Below are 22,841 nucleotides of genomic sequence, written 5' to 3'. Positions count from 1 at the left end.
AGCGGCACAGCTGTTGGATCTGGCCGTGCCGGTCGGAAGCGCCGACCGGCACGGCCACACGAGATGTCTAGGCTTGGCGCGTCACCAAGTGCTGTTGGTCAGGCCCGTGCCGAGGTAGACCTGGTCGAAACCGTTGCCGTCGTTGTCATCTGTGTACGCCAGCACCACCTGCGCGAACGGCGACACCGCCAACGCCTGCTCGTCCTGTCGCCCGGCCACCGTCGTGTGGACCCGCAACCGTGGCAAGCGGCCAGTGGTTGTGCCGTCGGTGTTCAGGCCCTGGGCGTACACGTCGGATGCCTCGTTCCACGCCACCACCACGTGTCGCTGGTCGTCGATGCCCACCTGCGGGTCCACGCCCGGGACGATCACCTCGGCGGCCGCCGTGCCGGTCGCGGTGAAGGAGCGGGCGCCCACCTGGGACGCTCCACTTTGGTCTGTTTCCCAGGCCACCGCGAAGTCGCCGTTGGCGTTCGCCGCCACCGACGCGTGGCGCTGCTGTCCGGCCGTGGTCGCGTTCGCCACGCCCTGGGCCAGTTTCACCCCGCCGGCAGGCGTGAGGATCTTGCGGCCGATGTTGAACGAGCCGTTGGCGTCGCCGTCCTCGTCCCAGACCACGATGGCGTTGCCCGCGGCGCTCACCGCCACGTCCGGGCGCTGGTGGGTGCCGCCCGCGGTGTTCACCTGGGCCTCGTAGGTCTTGGACGTGATCGAGGCGAACCCCGACGCCCGCACCGTCGGTGCCGCGGTGCCCTGCTTGTCCTCCCACACCACCGCGAACCCCGGGCCGTCCGGGTCCGCCGCGACGGCCGGGGCGACCTGCTGGCCGTCGGCGCTCGCGTTGGCCGAGGTGGACCCGGTGACCGTGCCCGCGGTGTTCACCGCGCGGACCGCGATGTTGTAGAACCCGTTGGCATCCGGGTCCTCCGCCCACACGACCACCGCGCTGCCGTCCTCGTGCAGCGCCACGTCGGGCTGGATGTGGCGCCACGCGCCGGTCCCGCCCGTGGAGAGCTTCTTCTCGTAGAGCGAAGCGCCGTCCTTGTACAGCCGCAGGAACACCTCGCTGTGGACGTTGTCGGTGGGGGTGTCGGCGTCGCGGTCGTCCTCCCAGACCACCGCGGTGTAGCCGGTCCGCGCGGTCGCGACCGCCGAGTTGTCCTGGTCGCCGGTGGCCGCGCTGTTGGCCACCGTCCAGGTGATGTCCGCCGGCGTGGTCCCGTCGGCGAAAGCGTTGCCGGACAACAGGAGGCTGGAGACCACCGCGATCGCTGCGGCGGTGAGGAAGGTACGCATCATGCTCCCGTTCACGGTGCCTGCAGGCCGGGGTTGCCCGCCTGGATCACGTAGCTCTGCGCGGTCTTGACCGGGTAGTCCCGGACAGTCACCTTGTCCAGCACCCGGAAGTCCACAGCCATCTGGGTCGACGACGTCACCGTGCGGACGTAGCCGCGCTGGTTCTTGTGGAACTTCACGTGCGGGTTCAGGCTCGACGTTCCGGTGTCGGCCGCGTTGCCGTCGCCGCCGGAGGTGACCGAGCTGGTCACCAGCTCGGTGCCCACGACCTTGTCCTGGGTCGCGTAGTCGTTCATCAGGTTGCTCGCCCAGTGCCGGTGCACGTCCCCGGTCAGCACCACGGCGCTGGTGACGTTCCGCGCCTGCCACCCGTCCTGGATGCGCTTGCGGTTGGCGGTGTAGCCGTCCCACGAGTCCATGCTCTTGGACCCGTCGGCGGCGGCGAGCTTCTGGGCGAAGAACACCTGCTGCCCGATCAGGTCCCAGGTGCCCTGGTGCTGCCCCAGCCCGTCGAGCAGCCAGGACTCCTGCCCCGCGCCGGTGATCGTGCGGGCCGGGGCGTCGGCGGCCGGGCACAGCTTGGTGCCGTCGCCGCACGCCTGGTCGTCGCGGTACTGCCGGGTGTCGAGCAGGTGCAGCGTCGCCAGGCTGCCCCAGCGCAACCGCCGGTAGAGCTGCAGGTTCGCGCCCGAGGGGGCCTGCGCCGAGCGCAGCGGCATGTGCTCGTAGTACGCCTTGTACGCCGCCGTCCGGCGCGCGGTGAAGTCGCCCGCGGGGGAGCTGTCGGCGCGGGTCAGGTTCGCGTAGTTGTTCTCCACCTCGTGGTCGTCCCAGACGACCGCCCACGGCGCGGCGGCGTGCGCGGCCTGCAGGTCGGTGTCGCGCTTGTAGAGGGCGTGCCGCACCCGGTAGTTCGCCAGGCTGGTGATCTCCGCCGACGGCTGGTGGCTGCGCACGCCGGAGCCCGCGCCGCCCTCGTAGATGTAGTCGCCCAGGTGCAGGATCAGGTCCGGGTTCTCCTCGGCCATCCGCCGGTAGGCGGTGAAGTAGCCCGCCTCGTAGTGTGAGCACGAGGTGAACAGCATCGTCAGCGCCGGGCTGGTGCCCGGGGCGGGCGCGGTGCGTGCCCGCCCGACCTGGGAGATGTGGCCCGCGGCGCGGAAGCGGTACCAGTACTCGCGGCCCGGGGCGAGCCCGGCGACCTCCACGTGCACGCTGTGCGCGGCGGTCTGCACCGCCGAGACGGTGCCGGAGGCGGCCAGGCCGCTGAAGTTCGGGTCGTTGGCGATCTGCCACTCCACGGTCACCGCGGCGCTCGACATGCCGCCGAGGCCGTCGGCGTTGAGCGGGCTGGGCGCCAGCCGGGTCCAGATCACGAACCCGTCCGCGGTCGGCTCGCCGGAGGCGACGCCGAGGGTGAACGGGTAGGCGATGGCGTTCGCGCTGCTGGAACTGAGCAGCGTCACGCCCGCGCTCGCGAGACCGCCGATCAGGAAGGTCCGTCGATGCAGTCGAGTCATGCCTCGTTCCTACGACCCGGCCCGGCCCGCCGAGAAGGGGCCGCACGAGAAGTTAACCCAACGCTCCACCGGCGGCCCGGTAGTCCACAGTGGACATATCCGGTTCGCGGGGCCGCTGGGGTATACGTGGAGGTGATAGGGGGGCGGTGACCCCCGGTGTCGCGGGGGCACCGCGGTGCCGCGCGTGCATGAGCGGGGTGGGCCGGGTCCTGCGCGATCCGAACTGCGCGTTGTACCTGTCCTCGGTCGTGGTCTCCGGCTTCGGCAGCGGCGCGATGACCCTGGCGGCCGGGGTGTGGGTCATGGAGCTCACCGGCGACAGCGGGCTGGCCGCGCTGGTCACCCTGCTGGTGTGGCTGCCCACCCTGGCCGGGCCGCTGATCGGCGCCGCGGTCGGCCGGGCCGGGCGGCACCTGCGGCTGCTGGTCCGGGTGCAGCTGGGCATGGGCGCGCTGCTGCTGACGCTGCTCGCGGTCGGCTCGGTCGCGCAGCTGTGGCTGCTGTTCGCCGTGATGGTCGTCTACGGCGTCACCTACGTGGCGCTCTCGGCCGCGGAGTCCGCCGTGCTGCCCGCGGTCGTGCCCGCCGAGCTGCTCGGCCACGTCAACGGCCTGCGGCTGGCCGCCGCCGAGGGCACCAAGCTGGCCGCGCCGCTGGCCGGGGCGGGCCTGTTCGCCCTGGTGGGCGGGGGAGTGGTGGCCGTGCTCGACGCGGTCACCTTCGCCGTGGCGGCCCTGCTGTGCGGGCTGATCCGCCCGATCCGGTCCACGAGCGGGCCGGTGGGACCGCGCGGGCCGGTCACCCTGCGCGGGCTGCCGCTGCTGCGCGGGCTGGTGGCGGTGTCCGCGGTCGCGATGTTCCTGGCCGGGGTGGCGGGCACGATGATCTTCGCGATGGTGGACCGCGGGCTGCGGCTGGAGCCGACCTTCGTCGGCGTGCTCTCGGCGTGCCAGGGCGCCGGTTCGGTGATCGCGGGGGTGGCCTCCGGGGCGCTGCTGCGCAGGTGCCCGCCGATGGCCTACGCGGCTGGCGGCGTGCTCGTGTTCGCCCTCGGGGTGCTGCTGCGCACCGCCGAGGTGGTGCCGCTGGTGGTGCTCGGCGGGGTGCTGGCCGGGCTCGGGCTGCCCGCGCCGCTGATCGCCACCGCGACGGTGCTGCAGACCGCGGCGGCCCCGGCCGCGTTGGCCCGGCTCACCGGCACCGTCCAGCTCGCCACCTACGCGCCCAGCGCCGTCGGGCAGGCGCTCGGCGTCGTGCTCGTCGGCCTGGTCGACTACCGGATCCCGTTGGCGGCCATGGGTCTGCTCGGCGTGCTGACCGCCGTCGTCGCGGCCAGACGGGGTCGGTCGGCGCCCGCCGGCCCGCCGAACGGCGACCCCCGTTCGCCGTGACCCTCTTAGCTCGGCCGGGGCGGGTCCGCGCGCCAATGGCCCATTTTCGCCACCGGGGCTCAACGGGTCCCGGCTCGCGGACGATCTTGCCCGGTGGACGGCCGCGAGCGTGCGCGGCCGCTGACCACCGGGGAGACCATGCGCAAGATCAGAACCGCTCTCGTCCTCGCCGCCGTCGCCGCGCTCCCGCTGACCCTGCCCGGACCGGCCTCGGCCGCCGCCCAGGTCATCCGCGGCGACGTCAACGGCGACAAGATCGCCGACGAGGTGACCCTCGGCCCGGCCGCGCCCAGCACCCCCACCTGCGCCATCACGATCGCCTACGGCAAGTCCACCGGCGGCGTCGGCGCGCCCACGACCTACAGCTACCCGGCCAACCAGACCTCCCAGCCCTACTGCCCGGACATGGGCGTGGTGGTCGACCTCGGCGGCGACGGCAAGCCCGAGATCGTCACCACCGGCTTCAGCTGGAGCTCGGCGAGCAAGGCGCTGCTGGTGCTGCGCAAGGTGAACAACCAGGTCAAGGCCGTGGCGACCTACCCGGCGTCGCCTTCCCGAGCACCCTGCGCAAGATCGACCTCACCGGGGACGGCCTGCTCGACCTGTGGGCCTCCAGCGACGAGTCGGTCACCGTGCGCTCGTTCCACAACACCGCCGCGGGGACGCTGACACCGGGTCGGATCGACGTGTGCAGCTACAAACCCGTGCCGCAGCACGCCTTCGCCGACTTCAACGGCGACGGCGGCCAAGACCTGCTGATCTCCCGCCGCTGCGGCTACGAGGCCGCGGAGCTGCACCTGAGCGGGACGCTGCCGCCGGTGGTGTTCGCGCGGGCCGACTTCGCCGAGCACTACGAGGTCTTCGTGACCGACCACAACGACGACGGCACCCCCGACGTCGGCCTGATCACCACCAACGGCCAGACCGGCACCACGACGGTCCGCCACTTCGTCAACAACGGCGCGGGCGCCTTCACCGAGGCGTGACCCACTACCGAGAGGCCACCATGGGCAAGACGACAGCACTGGCCGCGACCGCCCTCGCGCTCGTCGCGGCGGTCACCCTGCCGACCGCCGCCGACGCGGGCAACCGCAACCAGGCGGCGATCGGCGACGTCACCGGCGACGGCCTGCCGGACAGCGTCACCTTCGGCCCGCACAGCGGTTCCTGGTGCCAGGTGAACATCGCCCCGGGCCTGACCGGCGGCGGCTTCGGCACCGCGACCGGCTACGGCTACTCCTCGCCGCAGGCCTGGTACCCGTACTGCCCGGACACCGCCGAGGTGCTCGACCTCGGTGGCGACGGCACCAACGAGATCGTCACCACGAACTGGGACGCCGACTCCCGCTACGGCGCGGTCGTGGTGCTGCGCAAGGACTCCGCGGGCGTGCAGGCGGTCGGCACCTACGACGGCGTCGCCTACCCCACCACCCTGCGGCAGGCCGACTTCAACGGCGACGGCCTGCGCGACGTGTGGTTCGCCAGCGACGAGTCGATGAGCCTGCGCACCTACCACAACACCGCCTCCGGTGACCTGGTCCTCGGCACGATCGACGAGTGCAGCCAGGACAAGGTGCCGCCCTACTCCCTCGCCGACTTCGACGGCGACGGCGGCCAGGACATCCTGGCGACACTGAACTGCGGCGGCTCGAAGTCCGCGGTGCTGCTGTCCGGCAGCGGCAAGGCGAAGACCACCTTCGCCTCGTCCCCGTACGGCGGCGTTTACACCCTTTCGGTGGTGTCGTACAACGCCGACGCCTACCCCGACGTCCGCCTGGTCTTCAACGACCCCAACGGATCTGGAACTCGGTACTACATCAACGACGGCGCCGGGAACCTGACCCTGGTGCCCTGAACGGCGCACGGCGCGCGCCCGGATGCCGAGCGCGCGCCGTGATCCACATCTCACCCGGTAACGCGCACCCGTTCTGGACAGACCGGACGAACATGCGAGTCGGACGCTTGATCGTCGCGGTTGCGGCGGCGGTAGTGGTCACCCCCTACGCGATGCAGGCGTTGACGCCGCATCCGGAGGGTCACCACGACGACTGGCACATCGTGGCCAACGCGGACGCCATGATCCCCACCGCCACCGAGCTCCCGCGCGCCGGCTGGGAGGCCACCGCCACCAGCGAGGAGACGGTGAGCGCGAACGGCCGCGCGGCCAACGTCCTCGACGGCGACCCGAACACCCTATGGCACAGCCGGTACAGCACGCAGGCGCCGCTGCCGCAGTCGATCACCATCGACACCCGCGCCACCCAGCGCGTGTCCGGCCTCGTCTACACCCCGCGCCCGGGCGGCGGGAACGGCACGGTCGGCCGCTACGAGATCCGGCTCAGTGTCGACGGCACCACCTGGGGCGCCCCGGTCAGCACCGGCATCGCCGCCGACGACCCGACCGTGAAGACCTTCAGCTTCGCCGTCAGCGGCGCGCGGTTCGTCCGGCTGACCGCGCTGACCGAGGCGGGCAACCGGGGCTCGTGGGCCAGTGCGGGGGAGATCGGCCTGCTCGGCGACCCGGGCGCGCCCACTCCCGTCGTTCCGTTGCCGCGCAACGGTTGGACCGCCGCGGCGAGCGACGAGGAGATCCTCAGCGAGAACGGCCGGGCGGCCAACGTGCTCGACGGTGACCCCGCCACCCAGTGGCACAGCCGCTACTCCGTCCTGGCGCCCCTCCCGCACAGCGCCACGGTCGACCTCAAGCAGCCGACCGTCCTGAGTGGACTGACCTACCGGCCGCGCCTGTCGGGGGTGAACGGGCGGATCGGCGAGTACCGGATCAGCACCTCCACCGACGGGATCACCTTCGGCGCGCCGGTGTCCTCCGGTCGCTGGGCCGACGACGCGGGCGTCAAGCACGCGCTGTTCACCGGCCCGGTGACCGCCCGGTTCGTCCGGCTGACCGCGGTCACCGAGGCGGGCAACCGAGGACCGTGGACGAGTGCCGCCGAACTGGGACTGCTCGGCCCGGCCACCGCCGACCCGGCCCTGTCCCGCGTCGGCTGGACCGCCACCGCGTCCAGCGCCGAGGTCGACCACACCGCGACCGCCCTGGTCGACAACCGCATCGACACCTACTGGCGCAGCGCGGGCACCACGGCCGCCCCGCACACCGTCACCGTCGACCTGCAGCGCGCGCAGCCGATCTCCGCGGTGGTGCTCACCCCGCGCGGGGACAGCCCGGACGGTCGCGTCGGCCGGTACTCGATCGCGCTGAGCACCGACGGGTCGACGTTCGGGCCGCCGGTCACCGGGACCTGGGCCGACGACGGCACCCCGAAGTCCGCCCTGGTCAACGGAACCGCTCGCTACATCCGCGTGACCGCCTTGAGCGAGGCGGGAAACCGGGGACCCTGGAACGCGGCCGCCGAACTGTTCGCCTACGGGCCCACCTCGGTCGTCTCCACCGCCCCGCTCAACCGCGACGGGTGGACGGCGACCGCGAGCGACGAGGAGACCGCGAGCCAGGACGGCCGCGCGACCAACGTGCTCGACGGCAACGACGCCACCATGTGGCACTCGAAGTGGTCCGGCACCCCCACGGCGTTGCCGCACTGGATCACCCTCGACCTGCGCGCGGCACGCGTGGTCGCCGGGATCACCGTGCGGCCGCGCGGGGACGTGGGCAACGGCAACATCGGGCAGTACCGCGTGCAGCTGAGCGACGACGGCACGACCTTCGGCGCGAACGTCGCCGCGGGCACGTGGCCGGACAGCTCCAACGTGCAGACAGCGCTGCTCGCCGCGCCCGTGACGGCCCGGTTCGTGCGGCTGACCGCGCTCACCGAGGCGGGCAACCGCGGGCCGTGGAGCAGCGCGGCCGAGATCAACGTCCTCACCCCGGCCGCCCCGCCGGACACCAGCGCGGTCGGCGCGTGGGGACCGATGATCGGGTTCCCGATCGTGCCGGTCGCCTCCGCCCTGCTGCCCAACAACAAGCTGCTGACCTGGTCGGCCTACGCGCCGGACACCTTCGGCGGCAGCAACGGCTACACCCAGACCGCGATCATGGACCTGACCACCGGGCAGGTCACCCAGCGCCGGGTCGACAACACCGGCCACGACATGTTCTGCCCCGGCACCTCGACCCTGCCCGACGGGCGGGTGCTGGTCACCGGCGGCAGCAACGCCGAGAAGGCGAGTATCTACAACCCCTTCACCGACACCTGGACGGCTGCGGCGCCGATGCGGATCGCGCGCGGCTACCAGGGCCAGACGACGCTCTCGACCGGCGAGGCCTTCACCGTCGGCGGCTCCTGGAGCGGCGGCGAGGGCGGCAAGTCCGGCGAGGTCTACACACCGGCCACCAACACCTGGCGCACGCTGCCGGGCGTGCAGGCCGACCCGTTCGCCACCGCCGACCCGCGCGGCGTGTACCGCGCGGACAACCACGCCTGGCTCTTCGGCGTCGGCGGCGGCCGGGTGTTCCACGCGGGCCCGAGCACGCGCATGCACTGGGTCGACACCGCGGGCGGGGGAGCGGTCACCGACGCGGGCGCCCGCGGCGACAGCGCCGACGCGATGAACGGCAACGCCATCATGTACGACACCGGCAAGATCCTCACCGTCGGCGGCGCCACCGCGTACCAGGACGTCGACGCGACGAACCGGGCGTACACAGTGGACATCACCAGCGGCACCCCGGTGGTCCGCCGGGTCGGCGACATGCTGGCGGGCCGCGCGTTCGCCAACAGCGTCGTCCTGCCCAACGGCTCGGTCGTCGTGATCGGCGGCCAGACCCGGCCGGTGCCGTTCAGCGACCAGACGGCGGTGCTGACCCCGGAACTGTGGAACCCCACCACCGGCACCTTCACCCCACTGGCCCAGATGGCGGTCCCCCGCACCTACCACAGCGTCGCCAACCTCCTCCCCGACGGCCGAGTCTTCTCCGGCGGCGGCGGCCTCTGCGGCACCTGCTCCACCAACCACTTCGACGGCCAAGTCCTCACCCCACCCACCCTCCTGAACCCCGACGGCACACCCCGCCCCCGCCCGGCCATCACGGCCGCACCCGCGACCGCACCCCACGGCGCGACCGTGGACATCACCACCGACCGCCCGGTGACCGGCTTCGCCCTGCTCCGCACCAGCTCAGCCACCCACTCGGTGGACAACGACCAGCGCCGAATCCCCCTCACCCCAACCACCCTGTCCACCACCTCCTACCGCGTCACTGTGCCCGCGGACCCTGGGATCGCTCTTCCCGGGCACTACCTGCTGTTCGCCCTGGACGCGTCCGGGGTGTGGAGCCCGGCGAAGACGATCCGCATCGGCTGACCGGAGGCGAGATCGGCTGACCGGAGGCGAGGACCCGGCATCGCTGACCGACTCCACGTTGCAGACCGGGGCCGAGGACTCCACACCGACTGACCGGCGACGGTGGATGGTGTCTGGCTCAGCCGACCGGGGACATGGCCGATGTCTGGATCGGCCGACCGGGGACATGGCCGACGTCTGCATCAGCCGACCAGGGACATGGCCGACGTCCGGATCGGCGGTTCGGGGAGGTGGCCGATCTCCGGATCAGCCGACCCTGGGACGAGGACGATCTCCGGATCGGCTGATCGGAGCGTGGCTGATCGGAGGCGTGGACGAGCGGATCGCCCGATCGGGGTTGAGGATGGCCCGGATGAGCTGATCGGGCTCCCGCCCCTCGGTCTCGACCCCTGCTGTCCACTCCTCGGCCCGTCTGGCCGTGGCGTGGCGGCTCACCCGGGTTCCGACTGGTCCTGCCCGTCCTGCCCGTCCTGCCCGTCCTGCCCGCGCTGCCGCCCGTCCGGCCAGTCTTGCCGCGCAGCCAGGCCGCGCAGCCAGGCAGCGCCGCCTGGCTACCGGCGGCGCCTGGCTGCGCGGCGGTCCGGCCGTGACCGCGTGTCTGCCGCTCGGCCGGGCCGTCGACTGCGGCCCGGACCGCGCGGACCACCTCCTTGGCCGTGTTCCTTGGCCGTGCGCGCTTGGGCGGTGCCGGTGCGGGCTTGCGAGTTGATCGGGCTCGCTCGGTGGTCAGCGTCGGTCTGGCTTGATCGGTCGGCTGGGCTTGACTGCTTATCGCTTGATCGGTCGGTCGGGCTGGACAGTTGACCGCCTAGCGCATGACCGGGCTGGACGTGATTCGCTTCCCGCTCGCACCGACTTCTTGAGCAACGAATCGAACAGGTGTGCTCGTTCCGCATCCACATCGCTCGTTCGGGTGAATGCCCGAGGAGTGAACGGCCGTGGCGCCAGCCTCGCCGCGATCGTACGGCCAGGGACCGACATCGAGCACCGAGAACACGGACACCGAGAACCCAGGGACCGACATCGAGCACCGGGAACACGGCATCGCGCGCGGACAGCGACTACTGAGGCGCCGATCAGCCGGAGCCGATGCGCCAAAGCGGAAGCGCTGGAGCCGATGCGCCGGAGGGGTGTGGGGGTTTCGCTAGGATGCCGGTGCCAGTGCTAGGCCGGATGAGGGGTGCACGTGACCGCGAACGTCGAGACGCTCGAGTTTCAGTCCGAGGCGCGACAGCTGTTGCAGTTGATGATCCATTCGATCTATTCGAACAAGGACACCTTCCTGCGGGAGTTGGTGTCCAACGCCTCCGACGCGTTGGACAAGCTGCGGTTGGAGGCCTTCCGCGACAAGGAGTTGCAGGTCGAGGTCGACGACCTGCACATCCGGCTGGAGACCGACCCGGCCGCGCGGACGCTCACCATCGCCGACAACGGGATCGGGATGGACCGGGCGGAGGTGATCGGGCTGATCGGCACCATCGCCAAGTCCGGCACCGCCGAGTTCCTGCGCAAGCTCAAGGACACCCAGGACGCCGCGGGCTCCCAGGACCTGATCGGCCAGTTCGGGGTGGGCTTCTACGCCAGCTTCATGGTCGCCGACAAGGTCACCCTGGTGACCCGCAAGGCAGGCGCCACCGAGGGTGTTCGTTGGGAGTCCGCGGGCGAGGGGACTTACACGATCGAGACCGTCGAGGACGCCCCGCAGGGCACCTCGGTGACGTTGCACCTCAAGCCCGCGGATGACGAGGAGCACCTCTACGACTACACCTCGCGCGCGAAGGTCGTCGAGATCGTGCGCCGCTACTCCGACTTCATCACCTGGCCGATCCGCATGGCCAAGCCGGCCGACGCCACAGACTCCACAGACTCCACGGACACCACGGACGCCGAAGACACCGACAGCGACGCCAAGAGCGACGCGGTCGAGCTGGAGACGGTCAACTCGCGCAAGGCCCTCTGGGCGCGCCCGCAGAGCGAGGTCGGCGCCGAGGAGTACACCGAGTTCTACAAGCACGTCAGCCACGACTGGACCGGTCCGCTGGAGACGATCCGGATCGCGGCCGAGGGCACCTTCGAGTACCAGGCGCTGCTGTTCATCCCCGAGCGCGCCCCGCTCGACCTGTTCATGCGCGAGCGCAAGCGCGGCGTGCAGCTCTACGTCAAGCGCGTCTTCATCATGGACGACTGCGAAGAGCTGATGCCGGAGTACCTGCGCTTCATCAAGGGGGTCGTCGACGCCCAGGACCTCTCGCTGAACGTGTCGCGGGAGATCCTGCAGCGCGACCGGCAGATCCAGCTCATGCGCAGGCGGCTGGTGAAGAAGGTCCTGTCCACCGTGAAGTCGCTGCGGACCGACAAGCCCGAGGCCTACGAGACCTTCTGGCGCGAGTTCGGCCGCGCGGTCAAGGAGGGCCTGCTCGACGACTTCGACAACCGCGACGCCATCCTCGACATCTGCTCCTTCCCCTCCACCGAGGACGCCGAGAAGCAGACCACGCTGGCGGACTACGTCGAGCGGATGAAGGACGGCCAGCAGCACGTCTACTACCTCACCGGCGAGTCGCGCGCCGCGCTGGAGAACTCGCCGCACCTGGAGGCGTTCCTGGCCAAGGGGTTCGAGGTGCTGCTGCTGACCGACCCGATCGACGAGATGTGGGTCGGGTCGGTGCCCGAGTTCGGCGGCAAGCCGCTGCAGTCGATCGCCAAGGGCGAGGTCGACCTGGAGACCGACGAGGAGAAGGAAGCCGCCAAGGAGCGGCAGGCGGACTTCGCGGCGCTGCTGACCTGGCTGGGTGAGCAGTTGGCCGAGACGGTCAAGGAGGTCCGGCTCTCCTCGCGGCTGACCACCTCGCCCGCCTGCATCGTCGGCGACACCTTCGACCTGAGCCCCAACCTGGAGAAGATGTACCGGGCGATGGGCCAGGAGATCCCCCAGGTCAAGCGGGTGCTGGAGCTCAACCCGACGCACCCGCTGGTCACCGCCCTGCACACCGCGCACGCCAAGGGCGGCGACCTGACCGACCTCACCGCCGCCGCGGAACTGGTCTACGGCCTGGCCCTGCTGGCCGAGGGCGGCGAGCTGGCCGACCCGTCCCGCTTCATCCGACTGGTCACCGACCGCCTGGAGCGCACCCTCTAGGGAAAAGCACTCGAATCCGGGAAATCGTCCCGGGATGTCCGTTCGCCGGATGTCCCGGGGCGATTTCCCTTTTACCGGGTCGCGCGCTCCCGGTGCGCGGACTCCGTTCCGCTTTCCACTAACGGGTGAGCTACCGTCCACAGTGGACTACCCGGTCCCGGCGAAAGTCGGTAGCGGTACGTGCGTGTTTTGGTACCTTGGGTGATAGCCCCCTGGAACCAACGGCCCGCTGGGGACCGGGCCGGGAACAGGACAGCTCATGACCAGCACCACAGACACCACCGCGCCCACCAACAGCACGGGCGGCACGGCGCCCGTCGACACCGGCGCGACCACGGGACAGACCGACGAACAGGCCCGCGACCGCGCGAGCCTGTTGCCGCGGCTGCCCGCGGAGCTCACCGACCACGGCAAGTGCCCGTTCGACCCGCCCGCCGGGCTGACCGAGCTCAGCGCCGAGGCGCCGATCCACCGGGTCGTCACCCGCGACGGCGACCCGGCGTGGCTGGTCACCGGACACGCGGCGGCCCGTGCCGTGCTCGCCGACCCGAGGATGAGCTCCGACCGGATGCGCAGGCCGGGGGTGCTGGAGAAGCTCTCGCCCGCCATGCGCGAGCGGGTGCTCGACGAGAAGGCCCGGGCGGGCGGCTTCATCGCGATGGACGCGCCGGAGCACACCCGCTACCGCAAGCTGCTCACCGGCCAGTTCACCGTGCGGCGGATGCGGCAGCTGGGCCCGCGGATCAACCAGATCGTCACCGACCACCTCGACGCCGTGCTCGCCCAAGGGCCGCCGGTCGACCTGGTGACCGCGTTCGCGCTGCCGGTGCCCTCGCTGGTGATCTGCGAGCTGCTCGGCGTCCCGTACGCCGACCGGGCGGGTTTCCAGTCCTGGACGGCGAAGCTGCTGACCCTGGGCACACCGCTGGAGAAGCTGTTCGAGATCGGCGACCAGCTGCGGGACTTCATGCTGGCGCTGGTCGCGGACAAGCGCGCGCGGCCTGCCGACGACCTGCTCTCCGGGCTGATCCAGTCCGGCACCGAGCCCGCGCTCACCGACCACGAGCTGGTCAACATCGCCAACCTGCTGCTGATCGCCGGGCACGAGACGACGGCGAACATGTTGGCCCTGGGCACTTTCGGCCTGCTGGACAACCCCGAGCAGCTCGCCGCGCTGCGCGCGGACCCCAGCGGGGTCGAGGCCGCGGTCGAGGAGCTGCTGCGCTATCTGCCGATCATCCACTTGGGACTGATGCGGCACGCGCTGGCCGACGTCGAGGTCGGCGGGCAGCGGATCGCCGAGGGCGACCTGGTGCTGGTCTCGATCCAGGCCGCCAACCGCGACGGCGCGCACTACGCCGACCCGGACGCCCTCGACCTCACCCGGGCGCGGGGGCCGCACCTGTCCTTCGGGCACGGCATCCACCAGTGCCTGGGTCAGCAGCTGGCCCGGGTGGAGCTGGCGGTCGGCTTCACCGAGCTGCTCCGCAGGCTGCCCGGGCTGCGCCTGGCGGTGCCCCAGGACGAGGTGCCGCTGCGCGAGGACATGGCCATCTACGGCGTCCACTCGCTGCCGGTGACCTGGGACGTCTGAGCGCGGGGTCTCGACAGCGGAGTCGATCTCGACGGAGGAGGCGGGAGAAGTGCGGATCACCCTCGAGCAGGACCGCTGCGTCGGCGCCGGGCAGTGCGCGTTGACGGCTCCGGAGGTGTTCGACCAGAGCGAGGACGACGGCACGGTGGTGCTGCTGCGGGCCACCCCGGCGGCCGAGCAGGAGGCCGATGTCGAGGTCGCGGTCGCGCTGTGCCCGGCGCAGGTGATCAGCACGCACTCGTGAGCCGTGTCCGGGTCCCGGTGCGGGGCCCGGACACGGACCGGTGGCCGGCGCGGTGGTGCGACCACGGTGGACACCGTCGTCGCGAGGCGGTCGGGGTCGGCTGACGACGGGCCTGGCCGGGTGCGGATCAGTGCGCGGGGGACCACCGCCGGCGACCGTGAAAGCGCGCGTGAACACGGTCGCCGGGTTGGGCGACGGCTGCGCCGGGTGGGGCCACGTGGTTCCACACCAACTGGTCGGTGGCCGAGTGGCGACGTGGTGGCCGGCGGGCCGATCGCGTCCGCGACAGACACCAGTCCACCGCCGCACCAGGCCCACGGCGAATGCGTGCCCGTGTTGTCCGACGGTGACCGTCGAGGCGTGCCCGGCCCCGGGGCGGGGCCGGGCACGTCAGCTCACCAGCTGCCGGCGGGCTGGCGGACCGCGGCGTTGAGCCGGTTCCACACGTTGATGTTCGCGATCGCCAGCACCAGCGCCGAGAGCGCCTTCTCGTCGTAGTGCTTGGCCGCGCGGGCCCACAGGTCGTCGCTGACCACGTCCGCCCGGTCAGCGAGCCGGGTCAGCGCCTCGGTCAGCTCCAAGGCGACCCGCTCGGCGTCGGTGAAGTAGCCGGTCTCGCGCCAGGCCGCGACCGACCACAGGCGCTCGTCGGTCTCGCCCGCCTTCTTGGCGTCGCGGGCGTGCATGTCCACGCACGCGCCGCAGCCGTTGATCTGGCTGGCGCGGAGCTTGACCAGCTCGACCGTCGCCGTCGGCAGCCCGTCCTGCTGGGTGGCCCGGCTCAGCGCGAGCAGCGCCTTCATCGCGTCCGGGATCACCTTGGTCGGGTTGTCCATCCGTGCCTGCATGTCGTCCTCCAGTGTGTGGTGCTTCACCGGTAGGACGGGGCGGTGCCGGGGCGTGTGACAGCTCAGTTCGCGGTGTGATCCACGGCACCCTCGGGGGCCACCGCCAGCTTGCGCTCGGCCCGCGAGACGCGGAAGTCCGCGGTCGGGAAGACCCACTTCTTGAACGCCCACCAGCGGAACAGCATCGCGATCAGGGTGCCCACGATCGAGCCGAAGGCGAAGTCGGCGATCTCCTGGGTGAGCACCGTGACGTGCGGGGTCTCCAGGTCGAACACGTAGCGGGAGAGCATCAGCGGCGCGGTGTAGAAGAACACCGACACCCCGCTGATGGCGAAGAACAGCGCCGCCTCGTGGTGGCGCTCGCGGCCGCCGCGGGTGTGGAAGGACCACTCGCGGTTGAGCACGTAGGACACGATCGTGGCCACGATGACGCCGATGACCTTGGCCATCACCGGTTTGGGCTCGAGCACGGTCAGCTTCAGCAGGTACCAGATGCCGTTGTCCACCACGTAGGCGATGCTGCCGACGGCGCCGAACTTGAGCAGTTCGCGGTGCTTGAGCGCGAGCGGGCGCAGGCGCGGCGGCAGGAATCGCAGGACCACGTCGCGCAGGGGCATGCGGCCAGGCTAGCCGCTGTCCGGTGCGTCCGGAACGCACCGCCCGCGTGGACGACGAGCCCGAGCGTGACCCGGCGCGCGCGGCTCGACGTCCGCGCGCCCGGCGACCAGGCGGATCACGTGCCGGTCAGGGCAGGTCGAGGTGGGTGGCGGCGGCGTCGCGCAGCGGGCCGTCGTAGCGCAGCCGCCCGCCCGGGTCGGCGTGCGAGGGGGCCTTGCCCGCGGTCGTGCGGCGCAGGATGGTGAGGCTGTTCTGGGCGAGCTTGTGCGGTTCGAGCAGGTTGACCACCTCCAGCTCGCCGGGGCGGGCCCGCTGCACCTTGGCGATGTAGTCCAGGATGGCCTCGCCCTCGGGGTAGGTCATCAGGTAGTGCATGACGACCAGGCCGCCGTCGGGGTTGATCAGGTCCCAGAAGTGGTCGAAGAAGAACAGGCACTCCCAGGCGTCGACCCAGGCCAGGTCGATCGGGGCGAAGTCGGCGGGCAGCAGCTCGCGGCACTCGCGCAGGTCGGCGTTGACGACGGTGACCTGCTGGTCCAGGCCCAGCTCGCGCAGCACCTCGAGCACCCGCGGCGCCGACGACTCGGCGATCGAGAGGTTGTCCACGGCCACCAGCCGGGTGGTGTAGGGCTCCAGGTAGAACGCCGGGGTCAGCAGCGGCGGCTCGGCGTAGAGCCAGGTCTCGTCGAAGGGCGTGTCGCCGTCGAGGTAGCCGCGGTTCTTCTCGGCCAGCGCCGCGGACTCGGCGCGGACCTGGGCCTGGGTCTCGGCGAGCGCGGCCGCCAGGAACGGCGTGGTGTAGCCCATGCCGACCTCCAGCACGGTGCGCGGCCGGGCGAAGCGCACCAGCCCGGCCAGCAGCGGCGCGACCGCCTCGGTGCCCATGCCGGGGACGCGCAGTCCGGCGACGGCGTCGGCGAAGCGGTCGGTGGGCAGGGCGGGGACGCTCATCGCATGACCTCGCAGGTAAATGGGGGCGGATATCACGGGCGCGGGAATGTCAGCGCGGGTTCTTCCACTCGCTGCGCAGCATTCCGTAGAAGACCAGGTCGAGTGGTGTCCCGTCGAGGATGAAGTGTTCGCGGAGCACACCCTCGGTGGTGAATCCGAGTCGTTCGGGCACACCCCGGCTCGGCAGGTTCGTCGCGGCGCAGCGGATGACGACTTTGTTGAGTCGTAATTCCGCGAAGCAGTAGTCGACGAGGGTGGCGACCGCGTCGGTCATCAGGCCGCGGCCACCCGCGGCGCGGGCGAGCCAGTAGCCCAGCTCGATGTGGTTGCCCATCTCGTCCAGCGGCCAGAACAGCACGCCGCCGACCAGCGCGCCACCCGACCACACCCCTACCCAGGGCGCGCCGCAGTCGGCGTAGCGCTGGGTGCCCCTGGCGATGAACCCGGCGGCGTCGGCCACCGTGCGCAGCTCCCTGGCCCAGGGCAACCAGGGCTCGAAGTGTTCCCGCTCGCCGTCGATCAGCGCAAGGAAGGCAGGGGCGTCGTAGGGGGCCAGCAGCCGCAGCTCGCCCGCCGGTAGGGGGTGGGCGAAGAGTCGGAACGACGTCGCGGGGCCGCGGTCATCGGATTCCACTACCATGTGCTGCTTTTCCCACTTTCCCAGCCGGGTCGAACCGGTGCATTGCGTTCGACGATTGTGCCACTGGCCACTGTTGATTCTGTCCACTGTTGATTCCCCGGTGGACCGGACGCACGATAGCGAGCCGCTGGTGGTGGCGCAAGATCGGCCGGCGGTTGGAATGCGGACAACTGCCGGGGGTGATCATCCCTCGAATGCCGGTCACCCGATCGGCGCATGGTGTGGCCGTCCACGCCTCGTCTAGCTTGTGGACAGGTCAGGTCAATGCGGACCGGTCCGCTTGGGGGCGTTGGTCTTTTTCGTCGGGTGTCTTTCGCGATTTCCGCGGTCGGTATTCCTTTTCAGGTATTTCCGTGTGTGCTGTTTTCTTCGTTGGGGGTGGGGTTGTGGCGCTGGTCGGCCCTGGGGTGCACGGGTTGGTCCACCGGTGGGTGACCGGGCGGCCGACGGCGGCGGCGGTGAGCGACCCGTCGACCGGCGCGGTGCTCGACTACGCCGGGCTGTGGGAGCGCGCCGGGTGGGTGGCCGCGCTGCTGGCCGAGCGGGGGATCGGCGCCGGTGACGTGGTGGCGGTCGGGATCGGCCGCTCGGTGGACCTGGTCGTGGCCCTGCTCGGTGTGCTGCGGTCCGGGGCGGCGTACCTGCCGCTGGACACGCACGCCCCAGCCGGTCGGGTGGCCACCGTGCTGGCGGACTCCGGCGCCCGGCTGGTGCTCACCCCGGAGAACGGCCCGTCGGCGGTCCGGCTGCCCGTGGGCGTGGCGTGCGCGCCATTGCCGTCGGTGCCGGTGACCTCGGACCTGACCTGCGCGGAGACCGGCGGCGACCGGCCCTGCTACGTCATGTACACCTCCGGCTCGACCGGCACCCCGAAGGGCGTCGTCGTGCCGCACCGCGCGGTCGTGCGGCTGGTGACCAGGGCGCACTACTGCGTGGTCGGGCCCGGCGACCGCTGCGCGAACGGGGCGAACCCGGCGTTCGACGCGACGACGTTCGAGATCTGGGGCGCGCTGGTCGCGGGCGGCGAGGTGGTGGTGCTGCCCTCGGTGCTGGAGCTGACCATCGACGACTGGGCCGCCGTGGTGCGCCGCGAGGGGGTGCACACGATGTTCCTGACCACCTCGCTGTTCCACACCGTGGCCCGCGAGCGCCCGGACGCCTTCGACGGTGTGTCGAACCTGGTCGTCGGCGGTGAGCAGCTCGACCTCGGCGCCGCGCGGCGCGTGCTGGAGTCCGGCGCGCCGCCCCGACGGCTGGTCAACGGCTACGGCCCGACCGAGACGACGACCTTCGCCGCCGCGTTCGACTGCACTCTGGAGTCGCTGGCCGCGGTGGAACGAGTGCCGGTGGGCTTCCCGTTGCAGGACACCGCGTTGCATGTTCTCGACGAGGACCTGGCGCCGGTCGCGCCGGGGGAGTCGGGGGAGCTGTGCGTGGGTGGGCCGGGGGTGGCGCTGGGGTACCTGGGGCTCCCCGAGCTGACCGAACGGCGCTTCGTGCGGGACCCGGCGACGGGTGCGCGGCTCTACCGCACCGGCGACCTGGCCCGGCTGTTGCCGTCGGGGGCGCTGGAGGTGCTGGGCAGGCGCGACCGGCAGGTGAAGCTGCGCGGGTTCCGGATCGAGCTAGACGAGGTCGAGCAGGCGGTCATGGCCACCGGGATGTGCGACACCGCGGTGGTCGAGCGGGTCGGCGAGGGCGCGGAGGCGCTGCTGGCCGGGTTCGTGCTGCCGGCGGGCGTGGCCGAGGAGGGGTTCACCGAGGCGCTGGTGGCGAACCTGCGGCAGCGGCTGCCCGGGTACATGGTGCCCGCCCGGTGGGTGGTGCTCGGCGAACTGGCCTACGGGTCGACCGGCAAGCTCGACCGGGCGGGGCTGTTGGCGCTGCTGGACGCCCCGGCGACGAGCGCGGACGAGGACCTCGGACCCGATGGCGAGGTGTCGCGCGAGATCTGGCGCGAGGTGCTGGGCGTGCCGCGGGTGGCCGCCGGTGACGGGTTCCTCGACCTGGGCGGCAACTCGATCAGCGCGGTCCAGGTGGCCACCCGGCTGCGGCAGCGGGGGGTGCCGGTCGAGCCCGCCGACGTGCTGCTCGCCGACTCGCTCGGCGCGTTCGCCCGGGCGCTGCCCGCCGGGGTGACCGCGCTGTGAGCCGGGTGCGCGCGGGGGCGCCGGTGTCGTTCGCCCAGGAGCGGCTGTGGCTGGTCGACCAGGCCGCGCCGGGTTCGGCGGTGTACGCGGTGCCGCTGCTGGTGCGCTGGCGCGGCCGGGTCGACCCGGTGGCGCTCGGCGTGGCGCTGACGGCGGTGCTGGCCCGGCACGAGGTGCTGCGCACGACCTACCACCTCGACGGCGACCAGCCGGTGCAGCGGGTGCGCGAGCCCGCGCCGGTGCCGGTCGAGGTGGTCACCGATCTGTCCGATGTGGACGCCGGGATCGCGGCGCGGTCGCGGATGCCGTTCGACCTGGCCGCCGGGCCGGTGCTGCGCGCCACGGCGTGGGTCGGCGTCGCCGGGGGCGACCTGGTGCTGATCACCGTGCACCACATCGCGATCGACGGCTGGTCGCTGGCGGTGTTGCAGGCCGACCTGGCCGAGGCCTACGCCGCCGCCGTTGTCGGCCGCTCGCCCGAACTTCCTGAACTTCCCTTGCAGTACAAGGACTTCGCGGCTCAGGATCGCGCGGACTTCGATGCGCGGGCGTGCGCGGCACGTGCGGCCGTGTTGGCGGACGAGCCCGGTGGGCTGCTGCTCGCCGGTGGCCGCGCGGGGGAGACCGCCCCTGAGGGATCCCGGCCGGGCAGGCAGCAGGCGTTCCCAATACCGGCGCCGCTGTGGGCTGGGGTGCTGGGGCTGGCGCGGGAGCTGCGGGCGACACCGTTCGTGGTGCTCAGCGCGGCGTTGCAAGCGGTAGTGGCCCGGTGGTCGGGCCGCTCGGGGTTCGTGCTGGGCGCGGTGACGGCGAACCGGGCGCGGCCGGAGGTGGAGGACCTCGTCGGGTTCTTCGTCAACACGGTGCCGCTGCGCTGTCAGGTGGACCTGTCCCAGGGGTTCCGGCAGTTGTGTGCGGCCGCGCGCGCTGAGGGCTACCGATCGCTCACCTATCAAGGAATCCCGTTCGACCGGCTCACCTCGGCGGTGGCGGCGATTCGCCCGGAGGGGCACGGCAGGCTGGTCGAGGTCTGCTTCGCGCTGCAGAACTGGCCCGCCCGGGTGGCGGAGCGCTGGGAGCCGCCGCGGGTGCTCGACACCGGCACGGCCAAGTTCGACCTGCTGCTCATGGTCGAGGAGACCCCCGACGGTGTGATCGGCACGGTCGAGTACGACACCGACCGCTACCCGGAGTCGGTGTGCGCGGGCGTGATCGTGGACTACCTGGTGGTGCTGGCCGCCGTCGTGGCTGATCCGGACCGGCCGCTGGACAGCCTCGAGCTGACCGCGCTGCCCGGCCGGGCGGCGCCGGTGCGGCGGGCGCCCGTCGACCGGCCGGTGGCGGCGGAGCGGGTGCCGGACGCGGTGGCGCTGTTCACCGAGGCGCTGGCCGGGCTAGGCCGCGCGGTGACCCCGCAATCGAACTTCTTCGCCCTCGGCGGGCACTCGCTGCTCGCGGTGACCATGCTGGCCGCCGCGGGCAGGCGACACGGCGTCGCGGTGTCCCCGCGCGACTTCCTCGCCGACCCGACGGTACCGGGCCTCGCCGCGCTTCTGGCCGCCGCGCCCCGCCGCCCAAAATCCACAGTGGACACTGAAGCGTCCGAGTGGCGTGCTTCGTCGGCGCAGCAACGGTTCTGGTTCCTCGACCGGATCCCGACCCTGCGCTCGGCCTACCTGCTGCCCACGGTCCTCGAACTGCCCGCCGACACCGACACCACCGCGCTGAAGGCCACCGTCGACCGGGTGCTGGCCCACCACCCGGCGCTGCGGTCCCGGTTCCGGCTCGACCGCAAGCAGCGCGCGGTCACCTACCGCACCGACGGCGACCCGGCCGCGAGCACGCTCACCGACGCCCGCGACTGGTTGCCTGAGCTGCTTCGTGACCACGTCGCCGCGCTGTGCTGGACACCGGTCGACCTCGCCGCGGGTCCGCCCGCGCGCGCCGAGATCATCACCGCGCCGGGCCGGGTGCTGCTGGTCCTGGTCGCGCACCACATCGTCGCTGACGGCTGGTCCCGCGGCCTGCTCCTGCGCCACATCCTCGGCGGCGATGTGCCGGAGGTCGTGCACCCGAGCGCCGTCCGCGACGAGTCCACCGACGCCGCCGAACTCATCGAGTGGCTTAGGGGCGCGCCGGTGGATGTCGATCTCCCGCATGACCGCCCCCGTCCCGAGGTCCAGGAGACCCTTGCGGACCGGGTCAGCGCGAGTGTCTCGCTGGCGCCCCTGCGCGCGGCCGCCGAAGAGTTCGCGTGCGGCATGTTCCTGCTGACCGCTGCCCTCTTGGCCGTCACCCTCGCCCGACGCGGGGACCATCGGGACTTCCTCTTCGCCTTCCCTTGGAGTGCCCGCGAAGATGACACGCCCGTGGTCGCGATGCAGGTCAACACACTCGTCGTAAGAGTCGACCTGCGCGGTGAACCGACCTGGCGGGAGCTCTTAGCCAGGGTGCGCGAGAGTGGCGCAATCAGCTACCGGCACGCAGATGCCTCTTATGACGCCGTGGTTGCCGCTCTGCACCCCGATCGCGGCTTGAGCCGACCGCCGTTGACCCCGGTCTACCTCGCGGTCGACGACTCCGCGCCACCGCCGGCCGGGACGCTCCTGCCGCTGGATCCCTTGCACGTCAAGTACGAGCTAGAGCTGACGGCCGCCGAGCGCGGTGACCGGCTGGTGCTCGACCTCGCCTACGCGGTCGGCCTGTTCGACCGCGACACCGCCGAGTCCCTGCTGCGCGCCTTGGTCGCCACCGCCGCCGGGCTCGGCCCCGACCTCGACAACAAACCCTTGAGCGACCTGAATCCCTTGAGCACAAAAGAAACGGTGGGCTAGGAGATGTCAGAGGACGAGCTGCTGCTGGCGGTGCGCGCGGCGTGGGCCGACGTGCTCGACGAGGACAGCGCGGAGGCCGTGCCGCTGGACACCAACTTCCTGGAGGCGGGCGGCAACTCGCTGCTGCTGGTGATGCTGTGGGAGCAGCTGCACGAGGCCACCGGCCAGGTCGTGAAGATGTCGGACCTGTTCGCCCACGCCACGGTCCGCGCCCAGGCCGCCCTGCTCGGCGGCGGCGCGACCCCCGAGCCCGCCGAGACCGGCGCCACCGAGCGGGGCAGGCTGCTGGGCCGGTCCCGGCGCGCGTCCGCCGTCGCGGGCGCGGAGTAGCCGCCG

17 protein-coding genes are annotated in these 22,841 nt (G+C 71.9%); 11 read left to right on the top strand and 6 right to left on the bottom strand.

Going from position 1 to position 22,841, the window contains the following annotated elements; all coding sequences use genetic code 11:
- Positions 1-81 precede the first annotated feature (81 nt).
- Entirely contained in the window at positions 82-1,299 is a 1,218-nt protein-coding gene (locus QSK30_RS16420) for a hypothetical protein (protein WP_285503715.1), read from the bottom strand.
- Positions 1,300-1,307: 8 nt separating this feature from the next.
- Positions 1,308-2,816: an alkaline phosphatase D family protein gene (locus tag QSK30_RS16415; RefSeq protein ID WP_285503714.1), complete on the bottom strand. Its 1,509-nt coding sequence runs from the start codon at positions 2,814-2,816 to the stop codon at positions 1,308-1,310.
- Positions 2,817-3,004: 188 nt separating this feature from the next.
- On the opposite strand from QSK30_RS16415, the gene QSK30_RS16410 reads away from it, so the two are divergent.
- The 8 genes from QSK30_RS16410 to QSK30_RS16375 all read left to right on the top strand — a co-directional run bounded on the left by QSK30_RS16410 (position 3,005) and on the right by QSK30_RS16375 (position 14,464).
- Positions 3,005-4,207 (top strand): MFS transporter, encoded by a 1,203-nt coding sequence (locus QSK30_RS16410; RefSeq protein WP_285503712.1) that lies wholly within the window; start codon positions 3,005-3,007, stop codon positions 4,205-4,207.
- Between the two features lie 93 nt (positions 4,208-4,300).
- The gene (locus tag QSK30_RS16405) at positions 4,301-4,876 is read left to right on the top strand and encodes a hypothetical protein (RefSeq protein ID WP_285503710.1); all 576 of its coding nucleotides are present in this window, start codon (positions 4,301-4,303) and stop codon (positions 4,874-4,876) included.
- Complete coding sequence (locus QSK30_RS16400) at positions 4,840-5,193, top strand: hypothetical protein (protein WP_285503708.1); 354 nt, start codon at positions 4,840-4,842, stop codon at positions 5,191-5,193. The genes QSK30_RS16405 and QSK30_RS16400 overlap by 37 nt, the downstream gene beginning before the upstream one ends.
- Complete coding sequence (locus QSK30_RS16395; RefSeq protein WP_285503707.1) at positions 5,190-6,062, top strand: FG-GAP repeat domain-containing protein; 873 nt, start codon at positions 5,190-5,192, stop codon at positions 6,060-6,062. Before QSK30_RS16400 ends, QSK30_RS16395 begins: the two co-directional genes overlap by 4 nt.
- A 107-nt stretch (positions 6,063-6,169) precedes the next feature.
- Complete coding sequence (locus QSK30_RS16390) at positions 6,170-9,487, top strand: galactose oxidase family protein (protein ID WP_285503705.1); 3,318 nt, start codon at positions 6,170-6,172, stop codon at positions 9,485-9,487.
- A gap of 1,186 nt (positions 9,488-10,673) precedes the next feature.
- A complete protein-coding gene (htpG, locus tag QSK30_RS16385; protein ID WP_285503704.1) occupies positions 10,674-12,626 on the top strand; it encodes a molecular chaperone HtpG in 1,953 nt (650 codons plus the stop codon).
- Positions 12,627-12,885: 259 nt separating this feature from the next.
- Positions 12,886-14,220, top strand: coding sequence for a cytochrome P450 (locus QSK30_RS16380; RefSeq protein WP_285503702.1), 1,335 nt, complete (start codon positions 12,886-12,888; stop codon positions 14,218-14,220).
- Between the two features lie 49 nt (positions 14,221-14,269).
- Positions 14,270-14,464, top strand: coding sequence for a ferredoxin (locus QSK30_RS16375; protein WP_285503700.1), 195 nt, complete (start codon positions 14,270-14,272; stop codon positions 14,462-14,464).
- Positions 14,465-14,859: 395 nt separating this feature from the next.
- Here QSK30_RS16375 and QSK30_RS16370 read toward each other — a convergent pair whose 3' ends face one another.
- The 4 genes from QSK30_RS16370 to QSK30_RS16355 all read right to left on the bottom strand — a co-directional run bounded on the left by QSK30_RS16370 (position 14,860) and on the right by QSK30_RS16355 (position 17,515).
- Positions 14,860-15,312 (bottom strand): carboxymuconolactone decarboxylase family protein, encoded by a 453-nt coding sequence (locus tag QSK30_RS16370; protein ID WP_285503826.1) that lies wholly within the window; start codon positions 15,310-15,312, stop codon positions 14,860-14,862.
- Between the two features lie 62 nt (positions 15,313-15,374).
- A complete protein-coding gene (locus QSK30_RS16365; RefSeq protein ID WP_285503698.1) occupies positions 15,375-15,929 on the bottom strand; it encodes a GtrA family protein in 555 nt (184 codons plus the stop codon).
- A 127-nt stretch (positions 15,930-16,056) separates the two neighbouring features.
- Positions 16,057-16,881 carry an O-methyltransferase gene (locus QSK30_RS16360; RefSeq protein ID WP_285503697.1) on the bottom strand — a complete coding sequence of 275 codons (825 nt, stop codon included), beginning with the start codon at positions 16,879-16,881 and terminating at the stop codon, positions 16,057-16,059.
- 49 nt (positions 16,882-16,930) lie between these two features.
- Complete coding sequence (locus QSK30_RS16355; RefSeq protein WP_285503696.1) at positions 16,931-17,515, bottom strand: GNAT family N-acetyltransferase; 585 nt, start codon at positions 17,513-17,515, stop codon at positions 16,931-16,933.
- Positions 17,516-17,907: 392 nt separating this feature from the next.
- Between QSK30_RS16355 and QSK30_RS16350 the strand changes: the two genes are divergently transcribed.
- The 3 genes from QSK30_RS16350 to QSK30_RS16340 are packed head-to-tail and all read left to right on the top strand — an operon-like array spanning position 17,908 to position 22,835.
- Positions 17,908-19,671 (top strand): non-ribosomal peptide synthetase, encoded by a 1,764-nt coding sequence (locus QSK30_RS16350; protein ID WP_285503694.1) that lies wholly within the window; start codon positions 17,908-17,910, stop codon positions 19,669-19,671.
- Entirely contained in the window at positions 19,668-22,505 is a 2,838-nt protein-coding gene (locus tag QSK30_RS16345) for a condensation domain-containing protein (RefSeq protein ID WP_285503693.1), read from the top strand. The genes QSK30_RS16350 and QSK30_RS16345 overlap by 4 nt, the downstream gene beginning before the upstream one ends.
- 3 nt (positions 22,506-22,508) lie before the next feature.
- Complete coding sequence (locus QSK30_RS16340; protein WP_285503691.1) at positions 22,509-22,835, top strand: acyl carrier protein; 327 nt, start codon at positions 22,509-22,511, stop codon at positions 22,833-22,835.
- The last annotated feature ends 6 nt before the right edge of the window (positions 22,836-22,841 follow it).

This window comes from Actinokineospora sp. NBRC 105648, assembly GCF_030269645.1.
Taxonomy (GTDB): Bacteria; Actinomycetota; Actinomycetes; order Mycobacteriales; family Pseudonocardiaceae; genus Actinokineospora.
The sequence above is the reverse complement of the archived record's forward strand: the minus strand, read 5'-3'. Positions and strand labels throughout refer to the sequence as shown.